The organism is Streptomyces sp. NPDC001493, from assembly GCF_053597235.1.
Map to the genome: position 1 here is coordinate 162,204 of NZ_JBSFHV010000001.1, position 25,319 is coordinate 187,522.

The 25,319-nt window shown below is 70.7% G+C and carries 19 protein-coding genes; 11 read left to right on the forward strand and 8 right to left on the reverse strand.

Translation table 11 applies throughout. From position 1 onward, the window contains the following. Nucleotides 1–32: 32 nt before the first annotated feature. The gene (locus tag ACWCWD_RS00670) at nt 33–1,046 is read right to left on the reverse strand and encodes a zinc-binding dehydrogenase (protein ID WP_450769089.1); all 1,014 of its coding nucleotides are present in this window, start codon (nt 1,044–1,046) and stop codon (nt 33–35) included. Nucleotides 1,047–1,185: 139 nt separating this feature from the next. On the opposite strand from ACWCWD_RS00670, the gene ACWCWD_RS00675 reads away from it, so the two are divergent. Next, nucleotides 1,186–1,776 (forward strand): TetR/AcrR family transcriptional regulator, encoded by a 591-nt coding sequence (locus ACWCWD_RS00675; RefSeq protein ID WP_450769090.1) that lies wholly within the window; start codon nt 1,186–1,188, stop codon nt 1,774–1,776. A gap of 88 nt (nt 1,777–1,864) precedes the next feature. Here the strand turns inward: ACWCWD_RS00675 and ACWCWD_RS00680 are convergent, their stop codons facing one another. Together ACWCWD_RS00680 and ACWCWD_RS00685 are read right to left on the reverse strand one after the other, a co-directional pair. Then, entirely contained in the window at nt 1,865–4,216 is a 2,352-nt protein-coding gene (locus ACWCWD_RS00680) for an AbfB domain-containing protein (protein ID WP_450769092.1), read from the reverse strand. A 95-nt stretch (nt 4,217–4,311) separates the two neighbouring features. Then, the gene (locus tag ACWCWD_RS00685; RefSeq protein WP_450769094.1) at nt 4,312–6,774 is read right to left on the reverse strand and encodes an RICIN domain-containing protein; all 2,463 of its coding nucleotides are present in this window, start codon (nt 6,772–6,774) and stop codon (nt 4,312–4,314) included. 265 nt (nt 6,775–7,039) lie between these two features. Here ACWCWD_RS00685 and ACWCWD_RS00690 point away from each other — a divergent pair, with 265 nt between their 5' ends. Then, a complete protein-coding gene (locus tag ACWCWD_RS00690) occupies nt 7,040–8,047 on the forward strand; it encodes a phosphotransferase (RefSeq protein ID WP_450769095.1) in 1,008 nt (335 codons plus the stop codon). Nucleotides 8,048–8,416: 369 nt separating this feature from the next. On the opposite strand, the gene ACWCWD_RS00695 is transcribed toward ACWCWD_RS00690, so the two are convergent. Next, nucleotides 8,417–8,974, reverse strand: a complete 558-nt coding sequence (locus ACWCWD_RS00695; protein WP_450769097.1) for a CGNR zinc finger domain-containing protein — start codon at nt 8,972–8,974, stop codon at nt 8,417–8,419. A gap of 81 nt (nt 8,975–9,055) precedes the next feature. Here ACWCWD_RS00695 and ACWCWD_RS00700 point away from each other — a divergent pair, with 81 nt between their 5' ends. Further along, nucleotides 9,056–9,532: a carboxymuconolactone decarboxylase family protein gene (locus ACWCWD_RS00700; protein WP_450769099.1), complete on the forward strand. Its 477-nt coding sequence runs from the start codon at nt 9,056–9,058 to the stop codon at nt 9,530–9,532. Further along, nucleotides 9,529–10,482, forward strand: coding sequence for a phosphotriesterase family protein (locus tag ACWCWD_RS00705; RefSeq protein WP_450769100.1), 954 nt, complete (start codon nt 9,529–9,531; stop codon nt 10,480–10,482). The genes ACWCWD_RS00700 and ACWCWD_RS00705 overlap by 4 nt, the downstream gene beginning before the upstream one ends. A 247-nt stretch (nt 10,483–10,729) precedes the next feature. On the opposite strand, the gene ACWCWD_RS00710 is transcribed toward ACWCWD_RS00705, so the two are convergent. After that, nucleotides 10,730–11,251 carry a MarR family winged helix-turn-helix transcriptional regulator gene (locus tag ACWCWD_RS00710; RefSeq protein WP_450769102.1) on the reverse strand — a complete coding sequence of 174 codons (522 nt, stop codon included), beginning with the start codon at nt 11,249–11,251 and terminating at the stop codon, nt 10,730–10,732. Nucleotides 11,252–11,368: 117 nt separating this feature from the next. Here ACWCWD_RS00710 and ACWCWD_RS00715 point away from each other — a divergent pair, with 117 nt between their 5' ends. After that, a complete protein-coding gene (locus ACWCWD_RS00715) occupies nt 11,369–12,883 on the forward strand; it encodes an MFS transporter (RefSeq protein WP_450769104.1) in 1,515 nt (504 codons plus the stop codon). Between the two features lie 134 nt (nt 12,884–13,017). On the opposite strand, the gene ACWCWD_RS00720 is transcribed toward ACWCWD_RS00715, so the two are convergent. From ACWCWD_RS00720 to ACWCWD_RS00730, 3 genes are all read right to left on the reverse strand, one after another. Then, entirely contained in the window at nt 13,018–16,866 is a 3,849-nt protein-coding gene (locus ACWCWD_RS00720) for a GH92 family glycosyl hydrolase (protein WP_450769105.1), read from the reverse strand. 535 nt (nt 16,867–17,401) lie between these two features. Further along, on the reverse strand, nt 17,402–17,599 hold the full coding sequence (locus ACWCWD_RS00725) for a DUF4236 domain-containing protein (protein WP_327179324.1): 198 nt from the start codon (nt 17,597–17,599) through the stop codon (nt 17,402–17,404). A gap of 146 nt (nt 17,600–17,745) precedes the next feature. Next, a complete protein-coding gene (locus tag ACWCWD_RS00730) occupies nt 17,746–18,453 on the reverse strand; it encodes a DUF2470 domain-containing protein (RefSeq protein WP_450769108.1) in 708 nt (235 codons plus the stop codon). 470 nt (nt 18,454–18,923) lie between these two features. Here ACWCWD_RS00730 and ACWCWD_RS00735 point away from each other — a divergent pair, with 470 nt between their 5' ends. Genes ACWCWD_RS00735 through ACWCWD_RS00760 form a run of 6 tightly spaced genes read left to right on the forward strand, consistent with a single transcriptional unit; the run spans nt 18,924 to nt 25,227 of the window. Continuing rightward, on the forward strand, nt 18,924–19,769 hold the full coding sequence (locus tag ACWCWD_RS00735; protein ID WP_450769654.1) for an STAS domain-containing protein: 846 nt from the start codon (nt 18,924–18,926) through the stop codon (nt 19,767–19,769). After that, on the forward strand, nt 19,766–20,143 hold the full coding sequence (locus tag ACWCWD_RS00740) for an STAS domain-containing protein (protein ID WP_266714805.1): 378 nt from the start codon (nt 19,766–19,768) through the stop codon (nt 20,141–20,143). The genes ACWCWD_RS00735 and ACWCWD_RS00740 overlap by 4 nt, the downstream gene beginning before the upstream one ends. Beyond that, nucleotides 20,140–20,565: an anti-sigma regulatory factor gene (locus ACWCWD_RS00745; protein WP_450769110.1), complete on the forward strand. Its 426-nt coding sequence runs from the start codon at nt 20,140–20,142 to the stop codon at nt 20,563–20,565. Before ACWCWD_RS00740 ends, ACWCWD_RS00745 begins: the two co-directional genes overlap by 4 nt. Continuing rightward, nucleotides 20,553–21,773: an ATP-binding SpoIIE family protein phosphatase gene (locus ACWCWD_RS00750; RefSeq protein ID WP_450769111.1), complete on the forward strand. Its 1,221-nt coding sequence runs from the start codon at nt 20,553–20,555 to the stop codon at nt 21,771–21,773. Before ACWCWD_RS00745 ends, ACWCWD_RS00750 begins: the two co-directional genes overlap by 13 nt. Beyond that, nucleotides 21,770–23,581: a hybrid sensor histidine kinase/response regulator gene (locus ACWCWD_RS00755; protein ID WP_450769113.1), complete on the forward strand. Its 1,812-nt coding sequence runs from the start codon at nt 21,770–21,772 to the stop codon at nt 23,579–23,581. The genes ACWCWD_RS00750 and ACWCWD_RS00755 overlap by 4 nt, the downstream gene beginning before the upstream one ends. Further along, nucleotides 23,578–25,227, forward strand: coding sequence for a SpoIIE family protein phosphatase (locus ACWCWD_RS00760; protein ID WP_450769115.1), 1,650 nt, complete (start codon nt 23,578–23,580; stop codon nt 25,225–25,227). Before ACWCWD_RS00755 ends, ACWCWD_RS00760 begins: the two co-directional genes overlap by 4 nt. Nucleotides 25,228–25,319: the final 92 nt, after the last annotated feature.

Sequence of the window (25,319 nt, forward strand, 5' to 3'; positions counted from 1 at the left end):
CGCCGCATGCGCGGCCCCGGCCCGAGGGTCCGTCAGGGACGCAGGATCAGACGGATGGGGTCACCCTCCTTGCGTTCCAGCCGGGCCACGGCCTCGGCCGCTTCCGCCAGGGGCAGGGTCCCGCTGATCGAGCCGGAGAAGTCCAGCCGCCCGCCTTCGACCAGTCCGAGCAGCTGGGGAAGAGCGACGGGCATGTCGGAGCCGTAGTGCCCCAGGATGCGCTGCTGGAGGTAGCTGAAGCGGGTGCCCTGCGTGACCGTCAGCGGCTTGTCGGTGAGGCCGACCAGCACGAGCCGTCCCCCCTTCGCGAGGGCGGTCAGCGCCTGCTCGCGCACGGCGGGCACCCCGGCGAAGTCGAAGGCGGCGGCCAGTCCGGCTCCGGCGGTGACCGCGCCCACCTGCTCCGCGAGGTCCGGGGCGGCCGGGTCGAGCGCCAGATCCGCGCCGGCGGCGAGCGCGCGCCGCCGGGCGGTCGGGTTCGGGTCGACGGCGACGATCGGGTACGCGCCCACGGTGCGCAGCAGCTGTACCGCGTGCACCCCCAGACCGCCCGCGCCCCACACGCCCACCGCCTCGGCGGGCCGGACCCCGGCGGTCGCGGTGATCGCGCCCCACGGGGTCGACACCGCGTCCGGGATGATCGCGCCCTGGTCGAACGGGATGGCGTCGGGCAGCAGCGTCAGCGCGTCCTCGGCGGACAGGGCGTACTCGGCCCAGCCGCCGTCGTAGTCGACGCCCCGGGTGTACGTGACGCCGTCGCGGGTCTCGCCCGCGTAGAGCACCACCCGCTGACCGGGTGCCCAGGACGTGACGCCCTCGCCCGTCGCGGCGATCGTGCCGGACACCTCGTGACCGAGGGTGACGGTGTCGCCCTCCAGCAGCTGCGGGGTGAGGCTGCCGCCGATCAGGTGCACGTCGGAGAGGCACACCCCGGCCGCCTCCACCTTCACGAGCACCTGCCCCGGGCCGGGCTGCGGCCGGGGTACCTCCTCGACGCGCAGGGTGCGGCTCGGGACGTGCAGGCGTGCGGCGAGCATCTGCTCCATGACGTGACCTCCAAAAGCGGTGTTCCCTCGACGGCCGCCGTCTAACGCAGGTCGTCTTGCGTTAAACGGTACGGCGATCCGGACGCACTGCGCAAGTGGAGTTGCTTTACGCTGGCCGCATGACCTTCAGGCCGGTCGCATGACCACGCCCCGCCCCTCCGCCCCGCCGCTGCGCCGACGCGGGGAGAACATGCGCAGAGCCGTACTGGCCGCCGTCGTCGAGATCCTGGCGGCCGACGGACTGGCGGGTGCGACCGTCTCCGCCGTCGCCCGGTCCGCCGGAGTGCACGAGACGTCGATCTACCGGCGCTGGAAGACCCGCGAGAACCTGATCGCCGAGGCGCTCGTCGCCGAACTCGACGCCGCCGTACCCGTCCCCGACACGGGAGACGTACGGGAGGACCTCACGACATTCTTCGTCTCCCTCGTCCGGCTGCTGCGCACCCCCTACGGCCAGGCGCTGCTGCGGCTGAGTGTCGAACGGGACGACACGCTGGAAGACCGCCGCGGCCCGTACTGGAAGGACCGGCTGGAACGCGGGACCGTCATGGTCAGGCGCGGCATCGAGCGGGGGGAACTCGCCGGGGGCACCGATCCGCGCCTGCTGGTGGAGGCGGTCAGCGGCCCCCTCTTCGCCCGCGTCCTGGTGAGCGACGCGCCTCTCGACGAAGAGCTGGCCGAGCGGCTGGTCGATCTGGTGCTCGACGGCGCGCGGCCCCGCCCGGCCTGAGCACGGGCACCCCGGACACACCGGTGGCCGGCCCGCCGGAAGTGCTCCGACGGACCGGCCACCGAAAGGCGGACCTCACACGGTCAGCTCACGGCGCCCAGGGCGCGTCCACCGACCACGTGGTGTCCTCGGTGAAGGACGCCGCGTTGTCCCAGGCGTTGGTGCCGCCCGGAGTGGCCAGCCACACCTCGGAGTTGATGTGGCGCATGAAGCTGCCGGGCAGGTTGGCGCTGGTCAGCCGCACCCCGCCGCTCCCCGCGACCGCGCACCAGGTGGCGTCCGCCTTGTAGAGCGCCGAGCCGTCGTTCGCGTCCCGGCGGACCCGGAAGTTCGCGTGCCGGAGGTACTCGCCGGGGTAGTTGCGGGACTCGAAGGAGTAGCAGTTGCTGTTCGCCAGACCGGCGACCACCTTCCAAGTGGCATCGCTCTTCAGTAGCGCGCTGCTGTTGGCGTCGACCACCTCCGTGTACGCGAGCCCTTCCGAGTGGCGCAGGTACTTGTTGGTGTAGCCGGGCGTGGTGACCCGCAGCGACTTGTACTGCCCCGTCGGCAGTGTCACCGCGGTCGTCGTCGCCTTCGAGGCCGCGATGAGGGCCTGGTTGGCGGCCTTCACCCGCGCGGTGTCCACCTTCACCACTTGGCGGTCGTAGGTCAGGAGGCCGTTCGCCTCGTTCTCCACGTCGGTGATCTCCGTGTAGACCGAGGCCGACAGACCCGCCGGCATCTGACCGACCCGGATGCTGTCGATCAGCCCCACGAACCGGTTGTTGAGGGCCGACAGGCTCGCCTGGTCCTCGTAGCTGAAGCCGCCGCCCGGGTACCACTCGTGGCCCGCGACCTTGTACCCCAGCCCGCCGAACTCGCCGAGGACGGCGGCCCGTGTCGAGGTGGCCGCGGTGTTGCCGGGGCCGACGTAGTTGTGGTTGTCGACGACGTCACCGTTGCCGCCGTCCACCGCTCCGCAGCAGTTGACCCCGCTCATGTTGTCGACCAGCCGGGACGGGTCGTACGCCTTGACGTCGTTGGCGATCCTGGCCTGGTCGTACTGGCCCCAGCCCTCGTTCTCGTTCACCCACATCACCAGCGACGGCGAGCTGCGGTGCTGGTCGATGATCGCGTGGTACTCCGCCTCCCACTGGGTCCGCGCCGCGCTGTCCGGCGACTTGCCGGTGTCCATCGCGGGCATGTCCTGCCAGACGAGGAGCCCGAGCTTGTCCGCCCAGTAGAACCAGCGCTGCGGCTCGACCTTGATGTGCTTGCGGACCATGTTGAACCCCAGGTCCTTGTGCGCCTGGAGGTCGGACTTGAGCGCCGCGTCGGTCGGCGCGGTGTAGATGCCGTCCGGCCAGTAGCCCTGGTCCAGCGTGCCGGTCTGGAAGACGAACTTCCCGTTGAGGACCGGGCGCAGGACGTTGCCCACCTTGGCGACGGCGATGGACCGCATGCCGGTGTAGCCGCCCACCGTGTCGGTGACCGCCGTCCCGTCGAGCAGCTCCGTCTTCACGTCGTACAGGAACGGGTCCTCGGGGGACCACAGGTGCGCGTTCGGCACCGGCACGGAGATCTCGGCGCCCACCGTGCCCGTCGCCGTACCCACCGTCGTACCGCCGGTGGAGACGGTCACCCGGGCGCTGCGGCCCGAGGCCCCTGCCGCCTGCACCTTGACCCGCAGGGTGCTGTCACCGAGGTTCGGGGTCATGTCCAGCCGGGTGACGTGCGCGGCGGCCACCGGCTCCAGCCAGACGGTCTGCCAGATGCCCGAGGCGGCGGTGTAGAAGATCCCGCCGCCCGAGTGCGGGGCCACGTCGTTGATCCGCTGCTTGCCGACGGCCTGGCCGCCGGTCTGCGTCGGGTCGTAGACCGACACCACCACGGTGTTCGTCCCGCCGTTCAGCTGCGGGGTGATGTCGTACGAGAACCCGTCGTACCCGCCCTTGTGCGCGCCCACCTGGGTGCCGTTGACCCAGACCGTGGTCTGCCAGTCGGAGGCGCCGAAGTTGAGCTGCACCCGCCGGCCGCTCCAGTTCGACGGAACGGTGAACGTCCGCTTGTACCAGAGCTTGTCGTTCTCGGTGATCTTGCGCTGGATGCCGGAGAGCGCGGACTCCGCCACGAACGGCACCCGGATCTGCTCGGTGAACGACGCGGGCTGACCGGCGTCCTTACCGGTGACCGCGAAGTCCCAGATGCCGTTGAGGTTGGCCCAGTCCGGGCGGGTGAGCTGCGGGCGCGGGTACTCGGGCAGCGGCTGGTCGACCGGGACCTGGTTGGTCCAGGGCGTCGTCATGGGCGCCGTCTTCGGCGACCAGGCGGTGGCCGCCGCCGAGGCCGGAGCCGTACCGGCTCCGACCAGTGCGCCGGCCATCAGAGCCAGCAGGCCGGTGCCTGCGGTCAGCCGTCTCCACCAGGCTCTGTGGCGCGGTGCGGGTGCGGACTTCATCCTGAGACCTCCTTCACGTGGGGGCTCCGCGCGCCGGGACCGGCGCGCGGAGTGGTGCGCGGAGTGGTGCAGGGGAGATCCGGCGGTGCTGCTCGTCAGAGCAGCTGCCAGAGGTGGTCGTCGGTGCCGTTGTCGTCGAACTGCACGACATGGGCGCTGTCGGCGAGGGACATCAGATCCACGCCGAGCACCTTGTCCGAGTGCCGGTTGCGGATCCGGTACCAGCCGTCGCCGTTCGGCACGAGCTGCCAGAGGTGGTCGTCTGTGTCGCTGTCGTCGAACTGGACGACGTGGGCGCTGTTGGCCGTGGACATCAGGTCGACGCCGAGCACCTTGCCGGAGTGCTGGTTGCGGATGCGGTACCAGCCGTCGCCGTTGGCGACCAGCCGCCACAGGTGGTCGTCGGTGCCGGTGTCGCCGAACTGCACCACATGGGCGCTGTTCGCGGTCGACATCCCGTCGACGCCGAGCACCTTGCCCGAGTTCTTGTTGGCGATCCGGTACCAGCGGTCCGCCAGCCAGGGCGCCGCGTCCGGTGCCGCCGTCGGGAAGGACGTGATCCGCAGCCGCGCCGCACCCATCGGGACCAGGGTGACCTGCTCGACCGGCTCGCTGCTGCGCGCCGGGCTCTGCTGGAGCGGCGCCACCACGTGCTCGTCGTCCGCGCTCCACTCGGGGATGCGCCGGGCGCGCGCGGTCAGCGTCAGCGGGGTGCCCTCCAGGGTGAAGGGGTTCGAGTCGGCCGCCAGCCGGGCGGACCGCTCACGCGCACGGGCGCGCGGGGCCGCGGTCGCCTGGGGCAGCGCCCCGTCCAGCACGAGCCCGTAGTTCCACGGGGTGGTCGCGTGCACCGCGTACTCCGGGAACTGGTCGGTGCCGCCGATGCGTTCGTAGCTCTCGCCGATCCGGAGCGAATACGTGAGCGGCCCGCGGTCGATGCTCACCGAACCGTGGTTCGCCGCCCAGGTGCGTACGGTCGTCTGCTGCGGGAAGCGCAGCGTGACCTGGTCGCCGTTCTTCCAGGTGCGGTCGACGCGGGTGAAGGCCGGACCGGCGGGAGCGGTGACACGCTGCCCGTTGACCCGGATCTCCGGCGCGGTGCACCAGGCCGGGACGCGCAGCACCAGCGGGAACTTCAGCTGCTTGGGGGTCTTGAGGGTCAGGGTGACCGTGTCCGTGAAGGGGTAGTCGGTCTCCTCGGTGATGGTGACCTGGGTGCCGTCCGCGACCGTCGCCGTCACCTCGCTGGCCGCGTACATCGCCGCCGCCAGACCGCCGTCGGGGGTGGCGAGCCAGAGCTCTTCGAGGAAGTACGGCCAGCCCATGCCGTAGTTGTGCGGGCAGCAGCGGTACTGGTCCACGCCGGGGAGGTACGCCTGCATCGCGAAACCGTTCTGGAACTGCCGGTCCCGCTTGGGCTCGTTGTCCAGGTCGACGCTGTTGGCGCTGGTGATGTAGTGGATCGCCTTGCCCGAGGGATCGAGCGAGGCGGGCAGCGAGTTGAACGCCAGGTCCTCACAGCGGTCCGCCCACAGCGGGTCGCCCGTGATCCGGGTGAGCAGCTGGTGGCTCGCCATGAACTCCACGATGCCGCAGGTCTCGAACCCCTGCCGGGGATCGCCGTGCCCGGCGCGGGCGTTCTCGTCGCCGGCGATCCCGCCGCCGGGGAACTGCCCGTACTGGTCCATCGCCTTGGCGTACGTACCGTACGTGTCCTTGGTGTCCTGCGCCGAGCCGCTGCGCAGCGCGTACTGGGCGGGCTCGCGGAAGCCCTGCGCGATGTTGACGTTGTGCGGGTTGACCAGGTTGTCGCCCCAGTCGGCGCCGTTCTGGTGGATCTTGTCGGCGAGGTCGAGCAGGAAGGTGTCGCCGGTCCGGTTGAACAGCCAGAAGACGCTGTCCAGGCCGTCGCCCCAACGCAGCGCGATCCAGCTGGTGTTGAAGGCGCCCGGCCCCTGGGCGTTCATGTACCGGAAGAACCGGCTGAGGAAGGGGATCACCCGGGTGTCGCCGCTGTACTCCTGCCAGGAGCGCAGCGCCTGGACCAGCGGGAGGAAAGGCCAGAAGTCCGGGCCGCCGTTGAGCGAGGTGCGCAGCGCCTTGGGGCCGAAGAACCCGTCCGACTGCTGTGTGGTGAGGATCGCGTCGATCCAGCGCCGGGTGGCGGCGAGCGCCTTCGCGTCGCCGGTGACGATCGCCAGGTCGGTGTATCCCCGCAGCCAGTACGGGACTTCCTCCCAGCCGCCCTGGTCGGTGTGCACCCAGCCGGACGTGTCGAAGTCGAGGAAGTGCGAGAACTCCTCGTACCGCCCGCAGAGCCCGTCCAGTTGGAGCTGGAGCTGGCCGGCGAGCCAGCCCCGTGCCTTGACCTGGCCGGGCGGCAGCTTCAGGAACGCGGTCGGGTGCAGCGGGGCGGCGTTCGGGGCGTAGTGGCCGCCGCGCGCCACCGGCGCCACGTGACCCGCCGCGGTCGCGGTGGTGGCCCAGCGGCCCATGGCGGCGGTCGAGGCGGCGGTGACCAGGGCGCTGGTCATGAAGTGCCGACGGTTCAGGGGCATGTGGAAGCTCCACTTCTGCTCTGCGGCAGCCTCGTTCCGCGCTCTGGTACTACGGCTCCGGCGCATGGCGAAGGAGGCTGTCGCGTTCCGGTGCGGTGGTGCGACAACTTCTATGCAACGTTGGAAAAATTGATGTCGGCGGTATGACAGCACGACCACAAGCCGGTGTCCAGAGATCGCGCAGCGGTTGGTGCGGGAGCACCCTGCCACCAGGGTCGGAGCTATCACATGGAACGGACGGAGTGCACCGTGATGGGATGGGGTGATGCGGCACGACGACTCGACGACGGTGGAGCGGGGCTCCTACCAGGACGCGGTGACACCCTGGGAGACCCCTGCATGGCGGGAGAGCGCCCTCGCTTGGGCCGAGGGCGAGTTGGCGGCCCACGGGCTCCGGGGGACGGGCCGACGCACGGTGCGGCTGCGACCCTGGTCCGTCGTGGTACGGATACCTGTGCACGACCACGGCACCGTGTGGTTCAAGGCGAGTCCGCCGGCGGGCACGTTCGAAGCGGGGCTGGCCGAAGCTCTTGCGCGCTGGGTACCCGGCCACGTGCTGAAGCCTGTCGCTGTGAAAGCCGAACGGGGATGGGCGCTCCTGCCGGACGGAGGGCCGCTCTTCCGGGATGCCCTGGACCGGGGTGCATCGGGCATGTCGGATTGGGAGGACATGCTGCGCCAGTACGCCGTAATGCAGCGGGAGTTGATGCCCTTCGCCGGAGAAATGGAAGCACTAGGAGTTCCGGACGGGCGCTTGGCCGTCCTTCCGGGGACTTTCGACCGGATGGTGGAGGAGAACACTGTTCTGGGGCGGGACGACCGCGCGGTGTTGCGCGAACTCCGCCCCCGGCTGACGGAGTGGTGCGCGGAGCTCGCGGGCGTGGGAATCGCCGACTCCCTCGACCATTCCGACTTGCATGAAGGCCAGTTGTTCATCCCCGAGCCGGGCCGGTTTACCTTCTTCGACTGGGGCGACGCGGCGCTCTCGCACCCTTTTTGCAGCCTGCTGGTCTCCGTTCGTGCGGCCTGTGCGAGATTCGGCCCCGAGGCACTGCCCCGCCTCCGTGACGCCTACCTCGAACCGTGGACGGGAGGCGGCCGTACTGCCGCCGAGCTGCGCCGTGCCGTCGCGCTGGCGTGGCGACTCGGAGCGATCGGCCGGGCCCGCTCCTGGGGCTGTCTTTTCCCCGGGACGTCTGGAGCGGTGGGAGACCTAGGAGGTGAGCACAGCGCCCGGTGGCTGCGGGAACTGCTTGCCGAGCCGCCTCTTTGAGGGAAATGCGCGGGCCGGGCCATCGATCGGGGGGCGTACTTCTTTTCCGGGCGGTGGAGTTCCGTACGGTACGCAGCTCGGTGAGGTTCTCACGAAACACCTTGCCAATTTCAGCATGAAAGCACGGCTTGACGCCCAGCCCAGGTTCTTGCTGGGGCAAGGTGCCATACGCCCATCCCCTTCTCTCGGGGAAGAAGGAGCGCCACGGTATGAACGTGCGGATCCTTGCGGGTCCAGCTGTCTGATTCGGGCCTCGGACGCACTGCCGGGTCCGTGCACGACTCGACCGCGGCCCGGACCCATGGCGCCTCCGCCGCTCCCACGCCGAGTGTGGGGTCGGTGGCGGTTCAGCAGGGTCTGCGCCCGGGGTCAGGGCGTCGCTCGCCGGGCGCGGTGCGCGCGGACCCGTCCGCGGCTGGCACACGACGGGGAGGGGCACCACCGGCGACGGCCCGCGGGATCGGTGAAGACGCCACGGCAGTCATCCTCGGGGCACACCTTCAGCCCGGCCCGGTCCGCGCCGGTCAGGTGATCCGCGGCCTGCCGGGCGATACGGACGAGGGCTTCGTCGACCGTGCTCGGCGAGTTACGGCGCAGGCGGTCGCCGCCGGTGAGTGCCACCGGGTCGTCGGCGGCGAGGAAGTCACCCAACTCCGCGACCTTTTCGTCCGGAGGTGTCCGGTTCCCGGTGGTGGCAAGGGCCAGGGCGCGTAGGCACTCCCGCAGCTGCCACGTGCGTTCCAGGTCGGCGTGCGTGGGCTTGAGCCGCGGCGCCAGCTCACTTTCCCTGAGCCATTCCGCCAGCCGTTCCGCAGAGTCGAGGCGTTCGACCGGGTGGCTGCTGAAGGTGCGGCCCCGAGTGGCGAGCAGGTTGAGCCAAGTGGCGCCACAGTCGAAGCGGAAGTTGTACAGGTCACCGGTTGCCATGGGTCGAGTGTAACGCCTCAAGCGTTACGTCTGATAGCGTCGTAACGCCCTGACCGTTACGCGCTGATGAGGAGACCGACCATGGCCGGTACCGGACCTGTCGACCCCGTGCCCCTCTCCGAGAGGCTGACCGCTGCCGTTCTCGACCGGGAGGAGGGCTATCGGATGCTGGACGCCCTCCAGGACCCTGCGACCCAGTCGACACTCCCCTGGCTGGAGGATGTGGCTCCGGGCTTTCCCGATTTGCTGATCACCACCCTCTTCGGCGGTACCTATCAACGCCCCGGACTCTCCCCGCGCGACCGTCAGTTGGCGAACCTGGCGGCACTTACGGCGCTCGGCGGCGTCGATCCGCAGCTGTCCGGGCAGGTTGTCACCTCGCTGCGGGTGGGCCTGACGCCCGAGGAGGTGGTCGAAGTCTTCGTCCATCTGGCTCCCTACGTCGGCGTACCCAAGGCGCTGGCCGGCCTGCGGGTCGCCGCCGCGGCGCTGGCGAACGCGGCCCCGCACGAACCGGACCGGAGCGACCTCCAGCGAGCGACGGGGCAGGCCGCATGACGGAGCGGGCGGTCAGAACCGTACTCGGCGACATCGCCCCCGGCGATCTGGGCGTCTGCGACGCCCACGACCACCTGTTCCTGCGAAGCCCCCGCCTCCCGGGAGAGGAACTCGACGACATCGCAGCGGCACGGTCGGAGCTGGACTCCTTCGCTCAGGCCGGGGGACAGGCCATGGTGCAGTGGACGCCCTGGGGCATGGGGCGGCGGCTGTCAGCCCTTCCCGCGCTCTCCCGCGACAGCGGCGTCCACCTGATCGCGGCGACCGGCCTGCATCAGGCGAAACACTACGAAGGCGACCGGTTCCCCCACGACGTCGACGAGTTGACCGACCTCTTCGTCCGCGAACTCACTCAGGGGCCGGTGAGGGCGGGCCTGATCAAAGTCGCCGGAGCCTTCCATCGCCTGGACGAGCACGCTCGCCGGACGATGGCCGCAGCGGCGGCCGCCCATCACGCCACGGGCGCACCAATCGGCGTTCACCTCGAGGGCGGCACCGCAGCCCTGGAAACCCTCCAACTCCTCTGCGGGGACCACGGGGTACCGGCCCACCGGGTGATCCTGGGCCACCTCCTCCGCTTCCCCGATCCCGCTGTCCACCTGCGCATCGCGGAGGCAGGGGCGTACCTGGCGTTCGACGGCCCTTCGCGGGCCCATCACGCCGGCGACTACCGCCTGCTGGAATGCGTGGCGGCACTCGTCGTCGCCGGGCACACCGACCGCGTGCTGATCGGCGGCGACACCGTGGTGGCGTCGGCCCGCTCGTCGGCGGACGGGCCAGGGATGCGCCACCTGCTGGAAGGGGTCTCCCCTCGGATCGCCCAAGAGATCGGTACCGACGTGGCCCACAAGATCTTCGTCGAGAACCCCGCCCACGCCTTCGCGGCACAGTGGCGGGGCCCCGCACGGCAACCGGCAGGGATGCCCACTACGTCTGTGGAGCCCGACTGATCCGCGTGCACGAGCGATGCGAGAACTGAAAAGAACGAAGTGCGAAGCACCACGATGAATGAACGTCCAGGCCCCCGCGGATCCAGTCGTGGCTTCGGTGCAGGCGGCGGCCGTTCAGCCGGGACGTCAGGCGCTCAACCGCTCGACCGCTCGACAGAGCCGCCCCCCGTCGGCCGGGCGGTTCGATACCGCGGCGGGCGAGGCCCCCATCGCCGGCGACGGCACCGTCCGGGGCCTCGGCCTGACCTCAGGAGGTCCGGCGCCCGGGGGTGGAGGCGCCGGGCGGTTCCGTGTCCTGGTGTGCGAGGTGCGTGTCCATGGTCGCGTTCAGGTCGGCCATGAACTCCTCGAATCGCTCCAGGAGTTGCGGCGGGTAGTGCGCCATCGTGGTGTCGAGGCGGTCGGCGAGCGGGCCGAAGAACTCGTCCGCGCGCTCCTGGATGTGCCCGCCGCTGCGCAGGGTGACGATACGGCGGTCGGAGTGCTCGCGGGCACGGGTGATGTGCCCCGCCGCTTCGAGGCGGTTCAGCAGCGCGGTGGTGGCCCCCGTGGAGAGGGAGATCCGTTCACTCAGGCGGGCGGGGGAGAGGGGGGTGCCACGTTCCTCGGCGGCGGCGATCGCCAGGACCGCGGTCGCGTCGGTGGAGTGCAGGCCCAGCCGGGCGGCGAAACGGCGGCCGAGCTCGGTGTAGTGGCCGCCGTAGACCCGCAGCGATTCCATCAGCCGCTCGCGCCGCTCCGCGACGCCGTCGTTCACGGCTTCCTCCATGTCTGCCCTCCGCCTTTCTTCCTTGCCCGTGCGGCCCGCGGGGTCGCCCGCTTTTGACAACCTACCGCCCTCACTTTACCTTCACCATGGAATTACTTCACCATGGAGGTATCTGGCATGGGCAATCCCCGCACCACCCCTCACGGGACGACCCCCGACGGGACGGCCGAGCCCTACCGGTGGCGATGGCTGATCCTGGTGGCGATGCTCGTCGCGGAGATCATGGACCTCCTCGACGCCTCGATCGTCAACGTCGCCGGACCGGACCTGGAGAGGTCCCTCGGCGCCGGCTCCGTCGGCCTCCAGTGGGTGATCGGCGGCTACGCCCTCACCCTGGGCGCCGGGCTGATCCTCGGCGGCCGGCTCGGCGACCGTTACGGTCGGCGCCGGATGTTCCTGATCGGCCTGACCGCCTTCACCGCGAGCTCGCTGCTGTGCGCCGTCGCACCGGACATCGGGTCGCTGATCGCCTTCCGGCTGCTGCAGGGCGCCGCCGGGGCCATGCTCCTGCCCCAGGGCCTGGGCCTGCTGCGGGAGAACTTCTCCGGCCCCGAGCTCACCAAGGTCTTCGGGATCTTCGGACCCGTCCTCGGCCTGGGCGGCATCATCGGCCCGGTCCTCGGCGGCTTCCTCATCGAGGGCGACTTCTTCGGCCTGGGCTGGCGGGCGGTGTTCCTGGTCAACCTGCCCATCGGCATCGCGGCACTGGTCGTCGCCGCGAGGTTCGTACCGAAGAAGGCGGGCGATCGCGCCGTGCGGGTCGACACGGCGGGCGCGGTCCTGGTGGCGGCGTCCTGCGCCCTGCTCGTCCTGCCGCTGAACCAGGGGCAGGAGAGCGGCTGGCCGCTGTGGACCTGGCTGTCCATGGCCGCCGCGGTGATCGGGTTCGCCCTGTTCGCCCTGGAGCAGCGCAGGGCGGCGGCCACTGGGCGCGAACCTCTGGTGACCCCGGCACTGCTGCGCAAGCCCGCCTTCACCGTCGGACTCGGCGGCATCGCTCTGTTCTTCGGCGGGCTGGTCGGCACCCAGCTCGTGCTGACCCTCTACCTCCAGATCGGCCGGCACTTCACCGCCGGGGAGGCGGGACTCGGCAACCTGCCGCTCGCGGTGGGCACCGCGATCGGCGGCGCCGTCAGCGGCGCGTTCCTCGCCGACCGGATCGGCCGCAAGGTGCTGCAGATCGGGCCGGTCGTCCAGCTCGCCGGAGCGGCGCTGCTGTGGTTCGAACTCGACGGCCTCGACGCCGCCTCGTTCTCCGTGTGGGACATCGCCCCCGGTGTGGCGGTGGCGGGCATCGGCGCCGGAATGGTGATCGCGGCCCTGTTCAGCTTCGTCCTCGCCGCGGTCTCCGACGACGAGATCGGATCCGCCTCCGGCGTCCTGTCGGCGGTCCAGGCGGTCGGCGGCTCGGTCGGCGTCGCGGTCTTCGGGTCGGTGTTCTTCGACCGGGCCGGGACCGGCGACTTCACCGCCGGTTTCCACCACGCGTTGATCGTCCAGGCGGGCCTGTTGGCGGCCTTCCTGGCGATCACGTTCCTGCTGCCCGCGAAGGGGCGCCCCGAGGACGAGCAGCACGGCATCACCCCCGAGGTGCACGCCGGGAACACCGACGCGACGCGCCTCGGCGTGTGAAACGCGCCCGCTCGTCTCGTGAGGACGCGGAAAACCGGCGGCCGGCACCCCGGGTTCGGGATGCCGGCCGCCGGCGTGCGCTCAAGGCTGTCGTGCGCGGGTCCGTGGGCCGCCGCCCACGGACCCGCCCCGGCTCAGGAGATCAGTTCGATCTCGGAGAGGGTCGACGTGCCGTCGAGCACCAGGCGGTAGTGCTGGTAGTCGCCCGGTCGATCCACCGAGAACACCCGGGTCTGCTGCCCGTAGGCGAAGGTCTGGCCGGACCGCTTGTCGAGGTCCTTCCACTTCTTGCCGTCCGAGGAGCCCTGGAGCACCCAGCCCTTCGGGGCCGCGCCGGTCTTCGCCGACGTCAGGGTGTACTGGGCGGCCTTCGTCGCCTCGGCGACGGGCAGCTCGACCGTGCCGGTGGCCTCGGCCGACGTGGCGGAGGTGTCGTCGAACAGCGCGCCGGCACCCTTCAGCACGTCCTGCTTCGGCGCGGGCACCTTGTCGTCCTTGGTGAGGGAGACAGGGCCGGCCTTCTTGCCGGTGCCCCACGAGGAGGGCTTGGATCCCATGTCGAAGTCGAGCACGCCGCCCTTGGCGAGGAGGTCGCTCGGCAGGCTCGTGGAGGTCCACTTCTTGCCGTTGACCTTCAGGCCCTGGATGTAGATGTTCTTCGTGCTGTTCTTCGGGGCCTTCACCGTGAGGGTGCGGCCGTTCTCCAGGTGCACGGTGGCCTTGGTGAAGAGCGGCGAACCGATCGCGTACTCGCCACTGCCCATGACCAGCGGGTAGAAGCCGAGGGAGGAGAAGAGGAACCAGCCGGACTGCTCGCCGTTGTCCTCGTCGCCGTGGTAACCCTGGCCGATCTCGCTGCCCCCGTACAGGCGGCCCAGAACCTCGCGGACCTTCTCCTGCGTCTTGGACGGCTGACCCGCGGCGTCGTACATGTAGGTCACGTGGTGCGCGACCTGGTTGCTGTGGCCGTACTGGCCCATGCGCACGTCACGCGCCTCGGTCATCTCGTGGATGACGCCGCCGTACGAGCCGGTGAACTCCTGGGCCGCGGTCTCCGGGGTGGAGAAGTACGAGTCGAGCTTCTGGGCGAGGCCGTCCTGGCCGCCGTACAGGTTGGCGAGGCCGCGGGTGTCCTGGACCGCGGTGAAGGCGTAGCCCCAGCCGTCGGTCTCCGTGTAGTCGTTGCCCCAGATGCGCGGGTCGTAGTCCGCGGACGGGACACGCCAGCTGCCGTCCGCGTTCTTGCCCTGGAAGAAGCCGGCGTCCTTGTCGAAGAGCTTCACGTAGTTCTGCGCGCGGTTGAGGAAGTACTCGGACTCCTCCTTGTAGCGCTTGTTCTTCGTCTTCGCGTAGAGCGCCTTGCCCATCTGGCCGATGCCGTAGTCGTTGAGGTAACCCTCCAGCGACCAGGAGAGACCCTCGTGCGTCGACGTGTTGGCGTAACCGGTGAAGACCGATGTCTCCATCCCCTTGCGGCCGACGCCCGAGGACGGCGGGGCGACGGTGGCGTTCTTCACGGCCGCGTCGTAAGCCGCTTCCGCGTCGAAGTCCACGCCCTTGACGTACGCGTCCGCGAACGCCACGTCCGAGCTGGTGCCGGTCATCAGGTCCGAGTAACCCGGGGACGACCAGCGGGAGATCCAGCCGCCGTCCTTGTACTGCTGCACGAACCCGTCCACCATCTCGCCGGCCTTCTTCGGCGTCAGGAAGGAGTACGCGGGCCACGTGGTGCGGTAGGTGTCCCAGAAGCCGTTGTTGACGTACACCTTGCCCTTGACGAGCTTCGCGCCGGTGTTCGTCGCGGTGTCCGTGCCGGTCTTGGAGACGAACGGGCTGGCGTAGGTGCTCACGCCCTTGACCTGCTCGAAGCCGGAGTTCGGGTACAGGTACAGCCGGTACATGCTGGAGTACAGCGTGGTCAGCTGGTCCTCGGTGGCACCCTCGACCTCGACCTTGCCCAGGATGTCGTCCCAGGCGCGCTGGGCCTTCTTCTGGACCTGCTCGAAGGAGGTCGACGCCGGGATCTCCTGGGCGAGGTTGTCCTTCGCCTGGTCGACGCTGATCAGCGAGGTGGCCAGACGGAGCCCGACCTGCTTGTCCTTGCCCGCGTCGAACCGGAAGTACCCGGTCACGTTGTCACCGCCGCCACCGGAGAGCTTGCCGCTCGCGGTGACCTTGGAGTCGAAGACGCCGTACACGAACAGCCGGGTGGCGCCCGTGGAGCCGCCGCTCTTCACGTCGGAGTAGCCGGTGAAGGAGCTGGTGGCCGGGTCCAGCGTCAGGCCGCCCAGGTTGTTGACGTTGTCGAAGACGATGCTCGCGTCGTCACCGGGGTAGGTGAACCGCATGCGGGCCGCGTGGTCGGTCGGCGTCATCTCGGCCTTGAGGCCGTTCTCGAACTTCACACCGTAGTACTGCGGCGTCGCCGTCTCGTTCTCGTGACGGAACGGCAGCGCACGGGCGGTCCGGGACGCGTCCGGAGTACCGGAGGCGACGGACGGCATCAGCTGGAACGTCTGCCGGTCACCCATCCACGGGCTCGGCTCGTGGCTCGCGCTGAACGCCTGCAGGGTGGGCAGGTTGTCCGCGTTGTTGCCGCGCGCGTAGTCGTAGATCCAGTCCGTGGAACCGGCGTTGGTCACCGGGGTCCAGAAGTTGAAGCCCTCCGGGACAGCGGTCGCCGGAATGTTGTTGCCGCGCGAGAAGCTGCCGCTGGAGTTCGTGCCGCGGGTCGTCAGCGCGTAGTCCGACAGGTGCGCCTTGGGCTTCGCGGGAGCCTTCGGGGCGATCGATATGTCGTCCAGCCAGCCCTGGAACTGCGAGGGGCCGCTGTTCGAGTCGTACGCGACGAGGATCCGGTCGATGGTCTTGCCCGCGGCGACCGTGCCGATGTCCGAGGCGACCTTGTTCCACTGGTTGACGTACAGCCGCTTGGCGTCCGCCTGGCCCTGCGGGGTCAGCGCGCCGCCGTTGGTGTCCGTCGCACCCAGCTTGCTCAGGTAGGTGCCGTCGGTGAAGGCGAGGTCCACCGAGACGTGCGTGGCCGGGTAGGCCAGGTCCGTCTTCGTCATCTGCGGGTAGACCAGGTACGACAGCTGGGTCGTCCGGGTCACCGGCGTGTTGACGTCGAAGACCTTGTTGTACGAGTACGCGCGGCCCTTGTCCTTGTGGGTACCCGCGTAACGCAGCGCCTTGGTGCCGGTGAAGCCCGCACCCGACTTCGCCGTCGGCGAGCCGGACGGACCCTTGTCCACGATGGTGCGCATCTCGTCCGGCACCGGGGCGGAGGTGTTGCCGTCGGAGAACTGGACGTCGGCGAGCTGGGTCGCGTCCGGGGCGCCGTTGTTCTTGGTGAACTCCAGGCGGAAGTGCTGGTACGCGGCCGGCTCGGCGATGTCGAACGAGCGGGTCTGGAAACGCTCGCCGAACTTCTCACCCGTGCGCGTGTCGAGCGTCGTCCACGTCTGGCCGTCGGCCGACCCCTTGAGGACCCAGTCCTGCGGGTCGCGCTCGTCGTGGTCGTTGGCGGACGTCAGCGCGTACGTCGTCACCTTGGTGGCCTCGCTGAGGTCGAACTCGACCCAGCCGGTGGGCTGGAAAGCCAGCCACTTGGTGGCGGAGGAGACGTCGACCAGGTTCTCCTTGACCTCGCCGCCGCCCGTGTTCTCGTTGCTGGCACGAACATCCGTCACCCGGTCGGTGACGTTGCCCGCGATGCCGCCGGAGAATCCGCCGTCGACGCCCTGCGAGAGGTCCTTGCCGTCCGGGCCGGTCTCCACGGTGCTGCGCCAGTCGGGCTGCGTCTGGTCGGCCTCGAAGGACGAGCTGAACGTCTGGTCGCCCGAGGAACCGTGGGAGCCGTTCTGCGGCACGGCGGCGAGTGAGGGGCTCGCACCGGCCAGTACGAGGGCCGCCGCAAGAGCCGCGACGCTGTGTCTCCGACGCGAACCCGCGTGGAAACGAAGATCAAGTGGTGGCTGCATACCGAGCCATTCCTCCCCGGACGATGGTTGGACAACGTTGTCAAAGTGGGATGCGGAGACCAGTAGGGAGGCAAATGGTGCTGTGTGTCAAGGGTGTTACAGAAGAGTCGCGTGGCGAATCGGCGGCATTCGGGACAACTCGGTGTGCGATGCGGAGTCCTCGGTGCCGCATCGCCCCGCGGGGCGCGCCCGAAGGGGTCGACGGGCGGGTCGCTGGGCAGTTCGGCGGGGCGGCCGGGGGAGGGGGCCGGGTCGCCGCAGCGGACGGGGTGCGGCGACCACGGCGGCCGGTGCGGCGCCTGCTGACGTTCCGTCGGCCCGGCGGTGCGGATGCGCGGTGACCGGTGCGGCGCGGGGGGTGGCGCCGGTCGGGGTGCGAGCGGCTTCCGATGCGTTGCTTGCGCGAAGAGCGAACGGTGGCAGCCACTCCGGCGGGAACCTCGGGACTCCCCGGCGGGCGGCCGAGAGTCTCCTGCGCACGCACGAAAGCGGGGGCCCGGTGATGAATCGGGTCCCCGCTTCCGTGCGGCGGCGGTCAGCCCCGGTGTGCCTGCCGGGTCTTGCGCCAGCCGAAGGGGCCGGGCAGGTTCATGGACGTGGTGCGGCGTCCGGAGCTGCTCCTGGTGCGCTTCGGGCCGTGCTTGCCGCCCGTGGTGACGGACCAGGAGTGGCGGTTGATGTTGAGACGCACGCCGGGCAGGATCTGGAAACTCTTCCGAAAGGTGAGCGGCATCGCTGTCTCCTTCTGTCAGGAGTCCGGGGTACTCCTCCGTGTGACATCCGGATAACCCGATCCTGGAGATGTACACCCCGCAAAGATGTGATGGCTCGTCAGTTCCCACCCGCTACGCCCGGGTTGGTGTGAGTGCGACAGTGATGTCAGGTGAGCAGCGGGCCGAGGTGGGACGCGCGGCGGGCGGCGGACAGGAGGGCGTGGATCTGGGGGCCGGCCTGTTCGAGGTCGGTGATCGGGGTGGCGAACGGCAGCCGCTCGTCCTGGTGGCCGCCGGGGAACTCCAGCCGCAGTGTCATGCCGTAGCGGTCCATCGCCAGTGGGACCGCTCGGAGCATCCCGCGCTCGGGGCGGGGGCGTACCAGGCGCACCAGGAGGGGGATCAACTCCTGGTGGCTGTCCACGAGGTGCACCAGCATGCCCGCCTCGCTGGTGGCGGTCGGATCCACCGCCGCCTCTTCGAGCTCCTCCATCGTCACGAAGTGCCGGTCCCCGTCGCACTCCAGGACGGCCTGCCCGAACTCCATGCAGGCCGACGCGGGTGACTCGTCGTCGTAGGGGGCGTCCACGAGGCCGGTGAGGGTGACCCGGGCCCGCAGTCGCTCGCGTACGGAGGTGGGGGCGATGTCGGTGAGTTCCAGGCGTACGGGGATGCGCGGAGCCGAAGGGGAGAGGGTGCCGTCGTCGGGTGCGTGCAGATGGACGGCCCCCATGGCGCCGCCGTCCTCGTCGAGCCGGTGGACCTCGTGGTGCCTGCCGTCGCTCACCACCGTCATCGACTGGGCGGCCCGGAGGATGGACCGCATGCGCTCGGCAGGGGTCGGCCGGGTGGGGTGGCTGCTGTGTGTACGCATACCGGAACTCCAGAGCGGTGAATTCGAGCGGACGTGAACTTAGGTATGCCTAACCTAATCACATGGGGGTGCGTCGTGGTGACGGCGGCACCGTTCCCGTCGCCCGGGCTGCGGACTCCTCGTGTGAAGGACTTCGGCGGGTTATGGAGGATTGGGGTCGGCGATGGCGGGCAGGCGGGGTCTGCGCGGTGGGTCGTGAGCCCGTGCCGCGTGAAGGCTGCGCCGGCCCTGCGACGGAGGGGCCGGCGGGGTGCGGCCTCCCGGGCTTCCGGGTGCGTGCCCCTGGCATGTTTCCCGTCGGGTCCCGATCGGGCGGAGGGCGGTTCGAGCCTCCGTCGAGCGGTGCTCGTACGAGCAGCCGCAATGTGGCAATTGGCGCAAGCCGGGCGACGCCCGGAGCGGCGGAACGATGGCTTACGCTGCGAAGAACGACCCGTATCGACGGGACGGAACTGGAGGGGATCGCCGTGGTGGCGGAACAAGACATATCGGCGAGGATCGTCACGCTTCTCACCGAGCAGCGTGAATCGCTGGAGGCCGCCTGGGTGGAGTCGGTCTCGCGCACGCTGCGCGGGCGCGTCTCGCTGGCCGAGCTGGACCGTGAACTGCGCGAGCTGTACACCGCTCTGGTGGAGGCGATGCGCGGGGGCGGTCTGGACGCGCACGCGGAGGAGTTCGCCGAGGTCCGCGCGCTCCTGGGCGAGCTGTCGCGCAACCGCGCCCGCCAGGGGTTCACCCCGACGGAGACGGCTACCAGCGTCTTCGCCTGCAAGGAGCTCCTCGCACCGACCGTGGACACGTCGGCCGCCGACATTCACGCCTACCTGCGGTTCGGCAAACTCCTGGACGCCCTCGGCCTGTACACGATCGAGGTCTACGCCAAGGCGCGCGAGGAGATCATCAGCGCCCAGTCCGAACAGCTGATGGAACTCTCCACCCCGGTCGTCAAGCTGTGGGACGGCGTCGTCGCCGTTCCGCTCGTGGGCACCCTCGACTCGGCGCGCACCCAGGTGGTGATGGAGAAGCTGCTGCAGACGCTCGTCGACACCGGCTCCGACCAGGCCATCATCGACATCACCGGGGTCCCCGCGGTGGACACCGAGGTCGCCCAGCACCTGCTCAAGACGGTGGTCGCCGCCCGGCTCATGGGCGCGGAGTGCACCATCTCCGGCATCCGCCCGCAGATCGCCCAGACCATCGTGGCGCTGGGCATCCAGTTCGGCGACATCGTCACCAAGGCGACCCTCGCGGACGCGCTGAAGCACGCGCTGCGCCGGGCCGACAACGGCCTCGCCACCTCGGGCGGCCGGGCGTGAGCGAGCGCGTACCCGTACTGAAGATCGGCGAGGTCCTCCTGGTGTCCATCCAGGTGGACCTGGAGGACCAGACCGTCCTCGATCTGCAGGACGACCTCGCCGCCCGCATCGTCGCCACGGGCGCGAGCGGCGTGGTCATCGACATCACCGCGGTGGAGATCGTCGACTCCTTCGTGGGCAGGATGCTGGCCACCACGGCGGCCATCTCGCGGATGCTCGACGCGGAGACCGTCGTCGTGGGCATGCGGCCGGCCGTCGCCATCACCCTGGTCGAGCTGGGACTGTCACTCGGCGGCGTACGCACGGCCCTGACCCTGGAGAAGGGGCTGGACATCCTGGCCCGCTCGGACCACCGCCGTCCGGCACGGCCGTGAGCGGGCTCCCGTCCGTCCCGGAGGGCGAGCACGAGACGGTCCCGGTCGCGTCGAACGACGACGTGGTCCGCGCCCGCCAACTCGTGCGCATCCTCGCCCAGCGGTGCAAGCTGTCGCTGGTCGACCAGACGAAGCTGGTCACGGCCGCCAGTGAACTCGCCCGCAACACTCTGGTGTACGGCGGTGGCGGAGTCATGCGCACCGGACTCGTCCGCCGCAACGGCCGCCTCGGCGTGACCGCCGTATTCGAGGACTCCGGGCCGGGCATTCCCGACCTGGACCTCGCGCTCACCGACGGATGGACCTCCGGCGGCGGTCTCGGCCTCGGCCTCAGCGGAGCACGCCGGCTGGTGGACGACTTCACCCTGGACACCGAGGTCGGCCGCGGCACGCAGATCGCGGTGACCAAATGGGCCCGCTGACCCTGCCCATGCTGGACTCGCAGGACATCGCCTGGTTCCGCGACCCCCACTCCCTGCCGGCCGCCGCGAGAGGAGCCGCGTCCACCCTGGCGCGGCGGCTCGGCTTCGACGAGCAGCGCTGCGCCGAGGTCGCCCTCGCGGTGAGCGAGGCGGCGACCAACCTGGACAGGCACGCCGTGGACGGCACCCTGCTGCTGCGCGCGGTACGTACGGCGAACGACGCGGGCGTCGAGGTCGTCACCATCGACGCGGGCCCGGGCATGGCCGACGTGAGCCACTCGCTGACCGACGGCGTGTCCTCGGCCGGCACGCTCGGCATCGGTCTCGGCGCGATCACACGCCTCGCCGACTCCGTGGACATCCACTCCGTGCCAGGACGCGGAACCGTGCTGGCCGCCCGCTTCTGGACGAAGGAGGCGGCCGGGCGGGCCGCGACCGCGGGGGAGCCCGTCGTCGCGGGGCTCACCCGGCCCATCACCGGCGAAGAAGCATGCGGGGACGCCTGGGCGGCCCGGCCCGTCGGAGTCCTGGTCCCGGAGCCGCGGCCGGCACGGCGAACCGCCGCACGGGAGATGCCCGACGCCCTGGACTGGTCCGCGCTGACCGGATTCGGCAGGTCCCGCACCGACGCCCCGGCGGCGCCCGCGATGCCACGCGTACCGAAGGGCGCGGAGCAGCGGGACGACCCGTCGCCGGACGATCCCGCGCTGCTGCTCATGTTCTGCGACGGCCTCGGCCACGGGCCGCTGGCCGGCCGTGCGGCCGACGCCGCCGTCACCGCTTTCAGGGACGGCCGCGCGCAGACCCCGGACGGCGTGATCCGGGAGATCCACACGGCGCTGCGCGGCGGACGCGGGGGAGCGGTCGCCGTCGTGCGCATCGAACCCGGTGCGCGCACCCTGTCCTTCTGCGGGGTGGGGAACGTCAGTACCTTCGTCGTCGACCCGGCCACGAACACCCGCCGCTCCCTGCTGTCCGCGCCCGGCATCGTCGGCCACCAGCTCCCCACCCTGCGTACGGTCAGCCAGGAACTGCCCCGCGGCAGCGGCGTGATCATGCACTCCGACGGGCTGACCGAGCGCTGGCAGCCGGCGTCCCTGCCCGGCCTGCTGGCACACTCCCCGCTCGTCGCCGCGGCCCAACTGCTGCGCGAGGCCGGAGTACGCCGCGACGACGCCGGAGTAGCGGTCGCGAAGGGGGCGTGGTGACGCTTCCCACCGCCGGAGGTGCCGTCCCTCTGGCCACCATCACGCTCGTCACCGAGCAGGACATCTTCGTGCTCCGGCGCGGCGGCAAGGCGGTCGCCGAAGCGCTGGGGGTCGAACGGCAGGACCAGATACGCCTCGCCACCGCCCTCAGCGAACTGGGCCGGGACGTCCTGGGCTCGTCCGGACTCAGGGTCACGTTCGGCACGGTACCGGGGGCGTCCCCGGTGCTGCGGGTCGCCGTTCTCTGGCGGGACGGGCCGGGCCCGGGGCGCGAGTCGATCGAGGCCGCCTCCCGGCTCGTACCGACCCTGCACGACCCGGTGGGACGGGCGGTGACGATCGAGCAGCAGCTCTCGGCCGGCGCCACCACCCCCGACAGCCTCCGGCGGGCCCAGGACGTTCTCGTCGCGCACCGGGGACCGACGGAGCTGGAGGACGCCCGTGCGCAGACCATCGACCTGATCGCCGCGCTGGAGGAGTCACGGGCCCAGCGCGAGGATCTCCGCCGCCTCAACGAAGAGCTGGAGGAGACCAACCGGGGCGTGGTGGCCCTCTACTCCGAACTGTCCGAGGAACTCGAGGAGACCAACCGCGGCGTGGTGGCGCTCTATGCCGAACTCGAAGAGAAGTCGAGTCAGCTGCGCGACGCGAGCGAGGCGAAGACCCGGTTCTGGGCCAACGTCAGCCACGAACTGCGCGCCCCGGTGAACTCCGTGGTCGGCCTGGCCCGACTGCTCCTCGACATCGACGGGGAGAGCCTCGACGAGGAGCAGCGCAGGCGGATCTCGATGATCTCGGCCTCCGGTGCCACCCTCCTCGCCCTCGTCGACGAACTGCTCGACGTCGCCAAGGCCGAATCCGGACGCCTGGAACCCCACTGGGAGCCCGTCGACCTGCGTGCCACCCTCGGTCAACTCCACGGCACCCTGCGGGGGTACGCGACCGGGGAAGGCGTCACGCTCTCGGTGGCCGACCCCCACCCGGGCGCCACCCTCGTCAGCGACGAGGTCATGCTCACCCGCGTTCTGCGCAACCTGCTGACCAACGCGCTCAAGTTCACCGAGGAGGGAACCGTCCGGCTCGACGTGGCGGCCGGTAACGGCGAAAACGGCGCGGAGGTCGTGTTCACCGTGACCGACACCGGTGTCGGCATCCCGGCGGAGGAACAGCACCAGGTGTTCGAGGAGTTCTACCAGGTGCGCGGAGCGCACCAGCGCGGCCGCTCCGGGACCGGACTCGGGCTGCCCTACGCGCGGCGCCTCACCGAGCTCCTCGGCGGCAGCCTCGTCCTCGTCAGCACCCCGGGACAGGGCACCGAGGTCACCGTGCGGCTTCCCGCCGCTCCGCCCGGAGCCCGTACCGCGCACGCCGGGCACCTCGCCCCCGCACAGCTGGCGCTCCTCGTCACCGTCGACGACGACGAGGTCTTCCGCAGCACCCTGCGTCCCGTACTCGCGCGACTCGCCGACCGCGTCGTCGAGGTGGGCGAGGGCGGCCGGGCGGCCGACACGATCCGCCGCGAACACCCGGACGCGGTCCTGCTCGACCTGCACATGCCCGACATGGACGGCTACGACGTACTGGCGGAACTCGCGGGCGACAGCGACCTGTCCGGCATCCCGGTGACCGTCATCACCTCGGCCGCCGACGAGACGCTCGACCACGAACGTCTGAGCCACGCACGGGCCGTCCTCGACAAGTCGACGCTGGACCTGGCCCGGCTGGCCGACGCGTTCGGGACCTTCCCGGAGCAGACCCCGGCCCCGGACGAACTTCCCCACGGGGCCGAAGGGAGCGGCACGGGATGAGTCCCTTTCCCCACGCGGACAGCGCGGTCGCCACGGTCATGGTCCTCGACGACAACGACACCAATCGTTACATCGTGGGAAGTTGGCTGCGCCGCGCCGGACACACGGTCGTGGAGGCCGCCGACGGTACCGAAGGCCTCGCGCTGCTCGCGAAGTCCCCCGACGCACTGCTGCCCGAACTCGCGATCGTCGACGTGAAACTGCCGGACATGAGCGGATTCGAGGTGTGCGAGCAGATCAAGGCCGACCCCCGGACCGCCCATCTGCCCGTCATCCACGTCTCCGCCACGGCGATCGAGGTGAGCGACCGCACCCAGGGGCTGCACCGGGGCGCCGACGCCTACCTCACCGAACCGATCGCCCCGGACGAACTCCTGGCGACCGTCACCGCCGCGCTCCGGTACGCCCGCGCCCGCCGCCGTGCCGAGCGGCTCGCGACCCGGGTCGCCGCGCTGAACAGCAGCACCCTCGCCGTGTACGCGGCGAGGGACGGCGAGTCCTTCACCCACGCGGCGGCGGCCGGAGCCGCCGCGCTGATGTACTCGCCCGCCGTGGCCGTCGCCCTCAGCCCCGACGGCCAGACCGTCTACCTGGTGCCGCGGCAGACCGGCCGCCCCCGAGGCGCCGGAGAGCCGCCGGCCGCCCTCGCGCACGGCGACCTCCGCCTGCTGGACCTCCTGTCGGAGAAAGCCCTCGGTGACGGCACCGGCACGGAGATCGCCGTCCTGTCGGGCGCCGAGTGGAAGGAAGCCGCCTGCCGGGACGGAAACAGCCACTCCGACGTCTTCCCCGACCGGGTGGCGCTGGTCCTGGCCCGCACCAAGCGGGGCCGCCCGCCGGTCGCGCTCGCCGTCGACGCCTCGACACTCGTCGGCGCCGACGACCGCGAGCTGCTCTCCCAGCTGGCCCAGGCGTGTGCCCTGGCCCTGGAGGCGCTGCGCAGCCACAGCGAGGAACACGCCCTCGTACTGGCGCTCCAGCGCACGTTCCTGCCGGACCGGCTGCCCGACGTGCCGGGTGTGGACATGGCCGTCCGCTACGAACCGGCCGCCGACCTCGCGGAGATCGGCGGCGACTTCTACGAGGCCATCGAGACCCCGGCCGGTCTGCTCCTGGCCATCGGAGACGTGGCCGGACACTCCCTCAAGGCCGCCATGATCATGGGCGAGGTACGCCACGCCCTGCGCGCGTACGCCATCGAGGGCCACGATCCGCAGACCCTGCTCACCCGGCTGGACGCCCTGCTCGTCCGCCTGAGGCCGTCCATCACCGTCACCGTCTGCCTGGTGCTGGTGGAGCCGGGCGGCCGGCGGGTGCACATCGCCAACGCGGGCCACATCCCACCGCTGTTGCGACACCCCGACGGCTCCACCCGCTACCTCACAGAACACGGCCCGCTGCTCGGACTCAGCCTTCCGCACGCCCCTGCCGTACCCCATGAGGTGCCCGCGGGATCGACGCTGCTGTTGCTGACGGACGGGCTGATCGAAGTCCCGGGCGAAGACCTCGACGACAGCATGGCCGCGCTGGACCGCACCCTCGCGGCCTCCTCGCCGGAGCTGGAAGAGCTCTGCGACACCCTGCTGGACACCTTCGGCAAGGGCAAGACGGACGACATCGCGATCCTGGCCGCCCGGATCGGCTGAGCGGTCCCGCTGCGAGGCCGTCGCCCGGAAGGCGAACTGCCCGGCGGCCCCGCGCTCCGGCCGGCCTGCGCCGACTCCGCCGTGCACGGCGT

Coding starts and splice junctions, on each gene's coding strand:
- ACWCWD_RS00670 (WP_450769089.1), bottom strand. CDS start 1,046: ATGGAGCAGATGCTCGCCGCACGCCTGCACGTCCCGAGCCGCACCCTG.
- ACWCWD_RS00675 (WP_450769090.1), top strand. CDS start 1,186: ATGACCACGCCCCGCCCCTCCGCCCCGCCGCTGCGCCGACGCGGGGAG.
- ACWCWD_RS00680 (WP_450769092.1), bottom strand. CDS start 4,216: ATGAAGTCCGCACCCGCACCGCGCCACAGAGCCTGGTGGAGACGGCTG.
- ACWCWD_RS00685 (WP_450769094.1), bottom strand. CDS start 6,774: ATGCCCCTGAACCGTCGGCACTTCATGACCAGCGCCCTGGTCACCGCC.
- ACWCWD_RS00690 (WP_450769095.1), top strand. CDS start 7,040: ATGCGGCACGACGACTCGACGACGGTGGAGCGGGGCTCCTACCAGGAC.
- ACWCWD_RS00695 (WP_450769097.1), bottom strand. CDS start 8,974: ATGGCAACCGGTGACCTGTACAACTTCCGCTTCGACTGTGGCGCCACT.
- ACWCWD_RS00700 (WP_450769099.1), top strand. CDS start 9,056: ATGGCCGGTACCGGACCTGTCGACCCCGTGCCCCTCTCCGAGAGGCTG.
- ACWCWD_RS00705 (WP_450769100.1), top strand. CDS start 9,529: ATGACGGAGCGGGCGGTCAGAACCGTACTCGGCGACATCGCCCCCGGC.
- ACWCWD_RS00710 (WP_450769102.1), bottom strand. CDS start 11,251: ATGGAGGAAGCCGTGAACGACGGCGTCGCGGAGCGGCGCGAGCGGCTG.
- ACWCWD_RS00715 (WP_450769104.1), top strand. CDS start 11,369: ATGGGCAATCCCCGCACCACCCCTCACGGGACGACCCCCGACGGGACG.
- ACWCWD_RS00720 (WP_450769105.1), bottom strand. CDS start 16,866: ATGCAGCCACCACTTGATCTTCGTTTCCACGCGGGTTCGCGTCGGAGA.
- ACWCWD_RS00725 (WP_327179324.1), bottom strand. CDS start 17,599: ATGCCGCTCACCTTTCGGAAGAGTTTCCAGATCCTGCCCGGCGTGCGT.
- ACWCWD_RS00730 (WP_450769108.1), bottom strand. CDS start 18,453: ATGCGTACACACAGCAGCCACCCCACCCGGCCGACCCCTGCCGAGCGC.
- ACWCWD_RS00750 (WP_450769111.1), top strand. CDS start 20,553: ATGGGCCCGCTGACCCTGCCCATGCTGGACTCGCAGGACATCGCCTGG.
- ACWCWD_RS00760 (WP_450769115.1), top strand. CDS start 23,578: ATGAGTCCCTTTCCCCACGCGGACAGCGCGGTCGCCACGGTCATGGTC.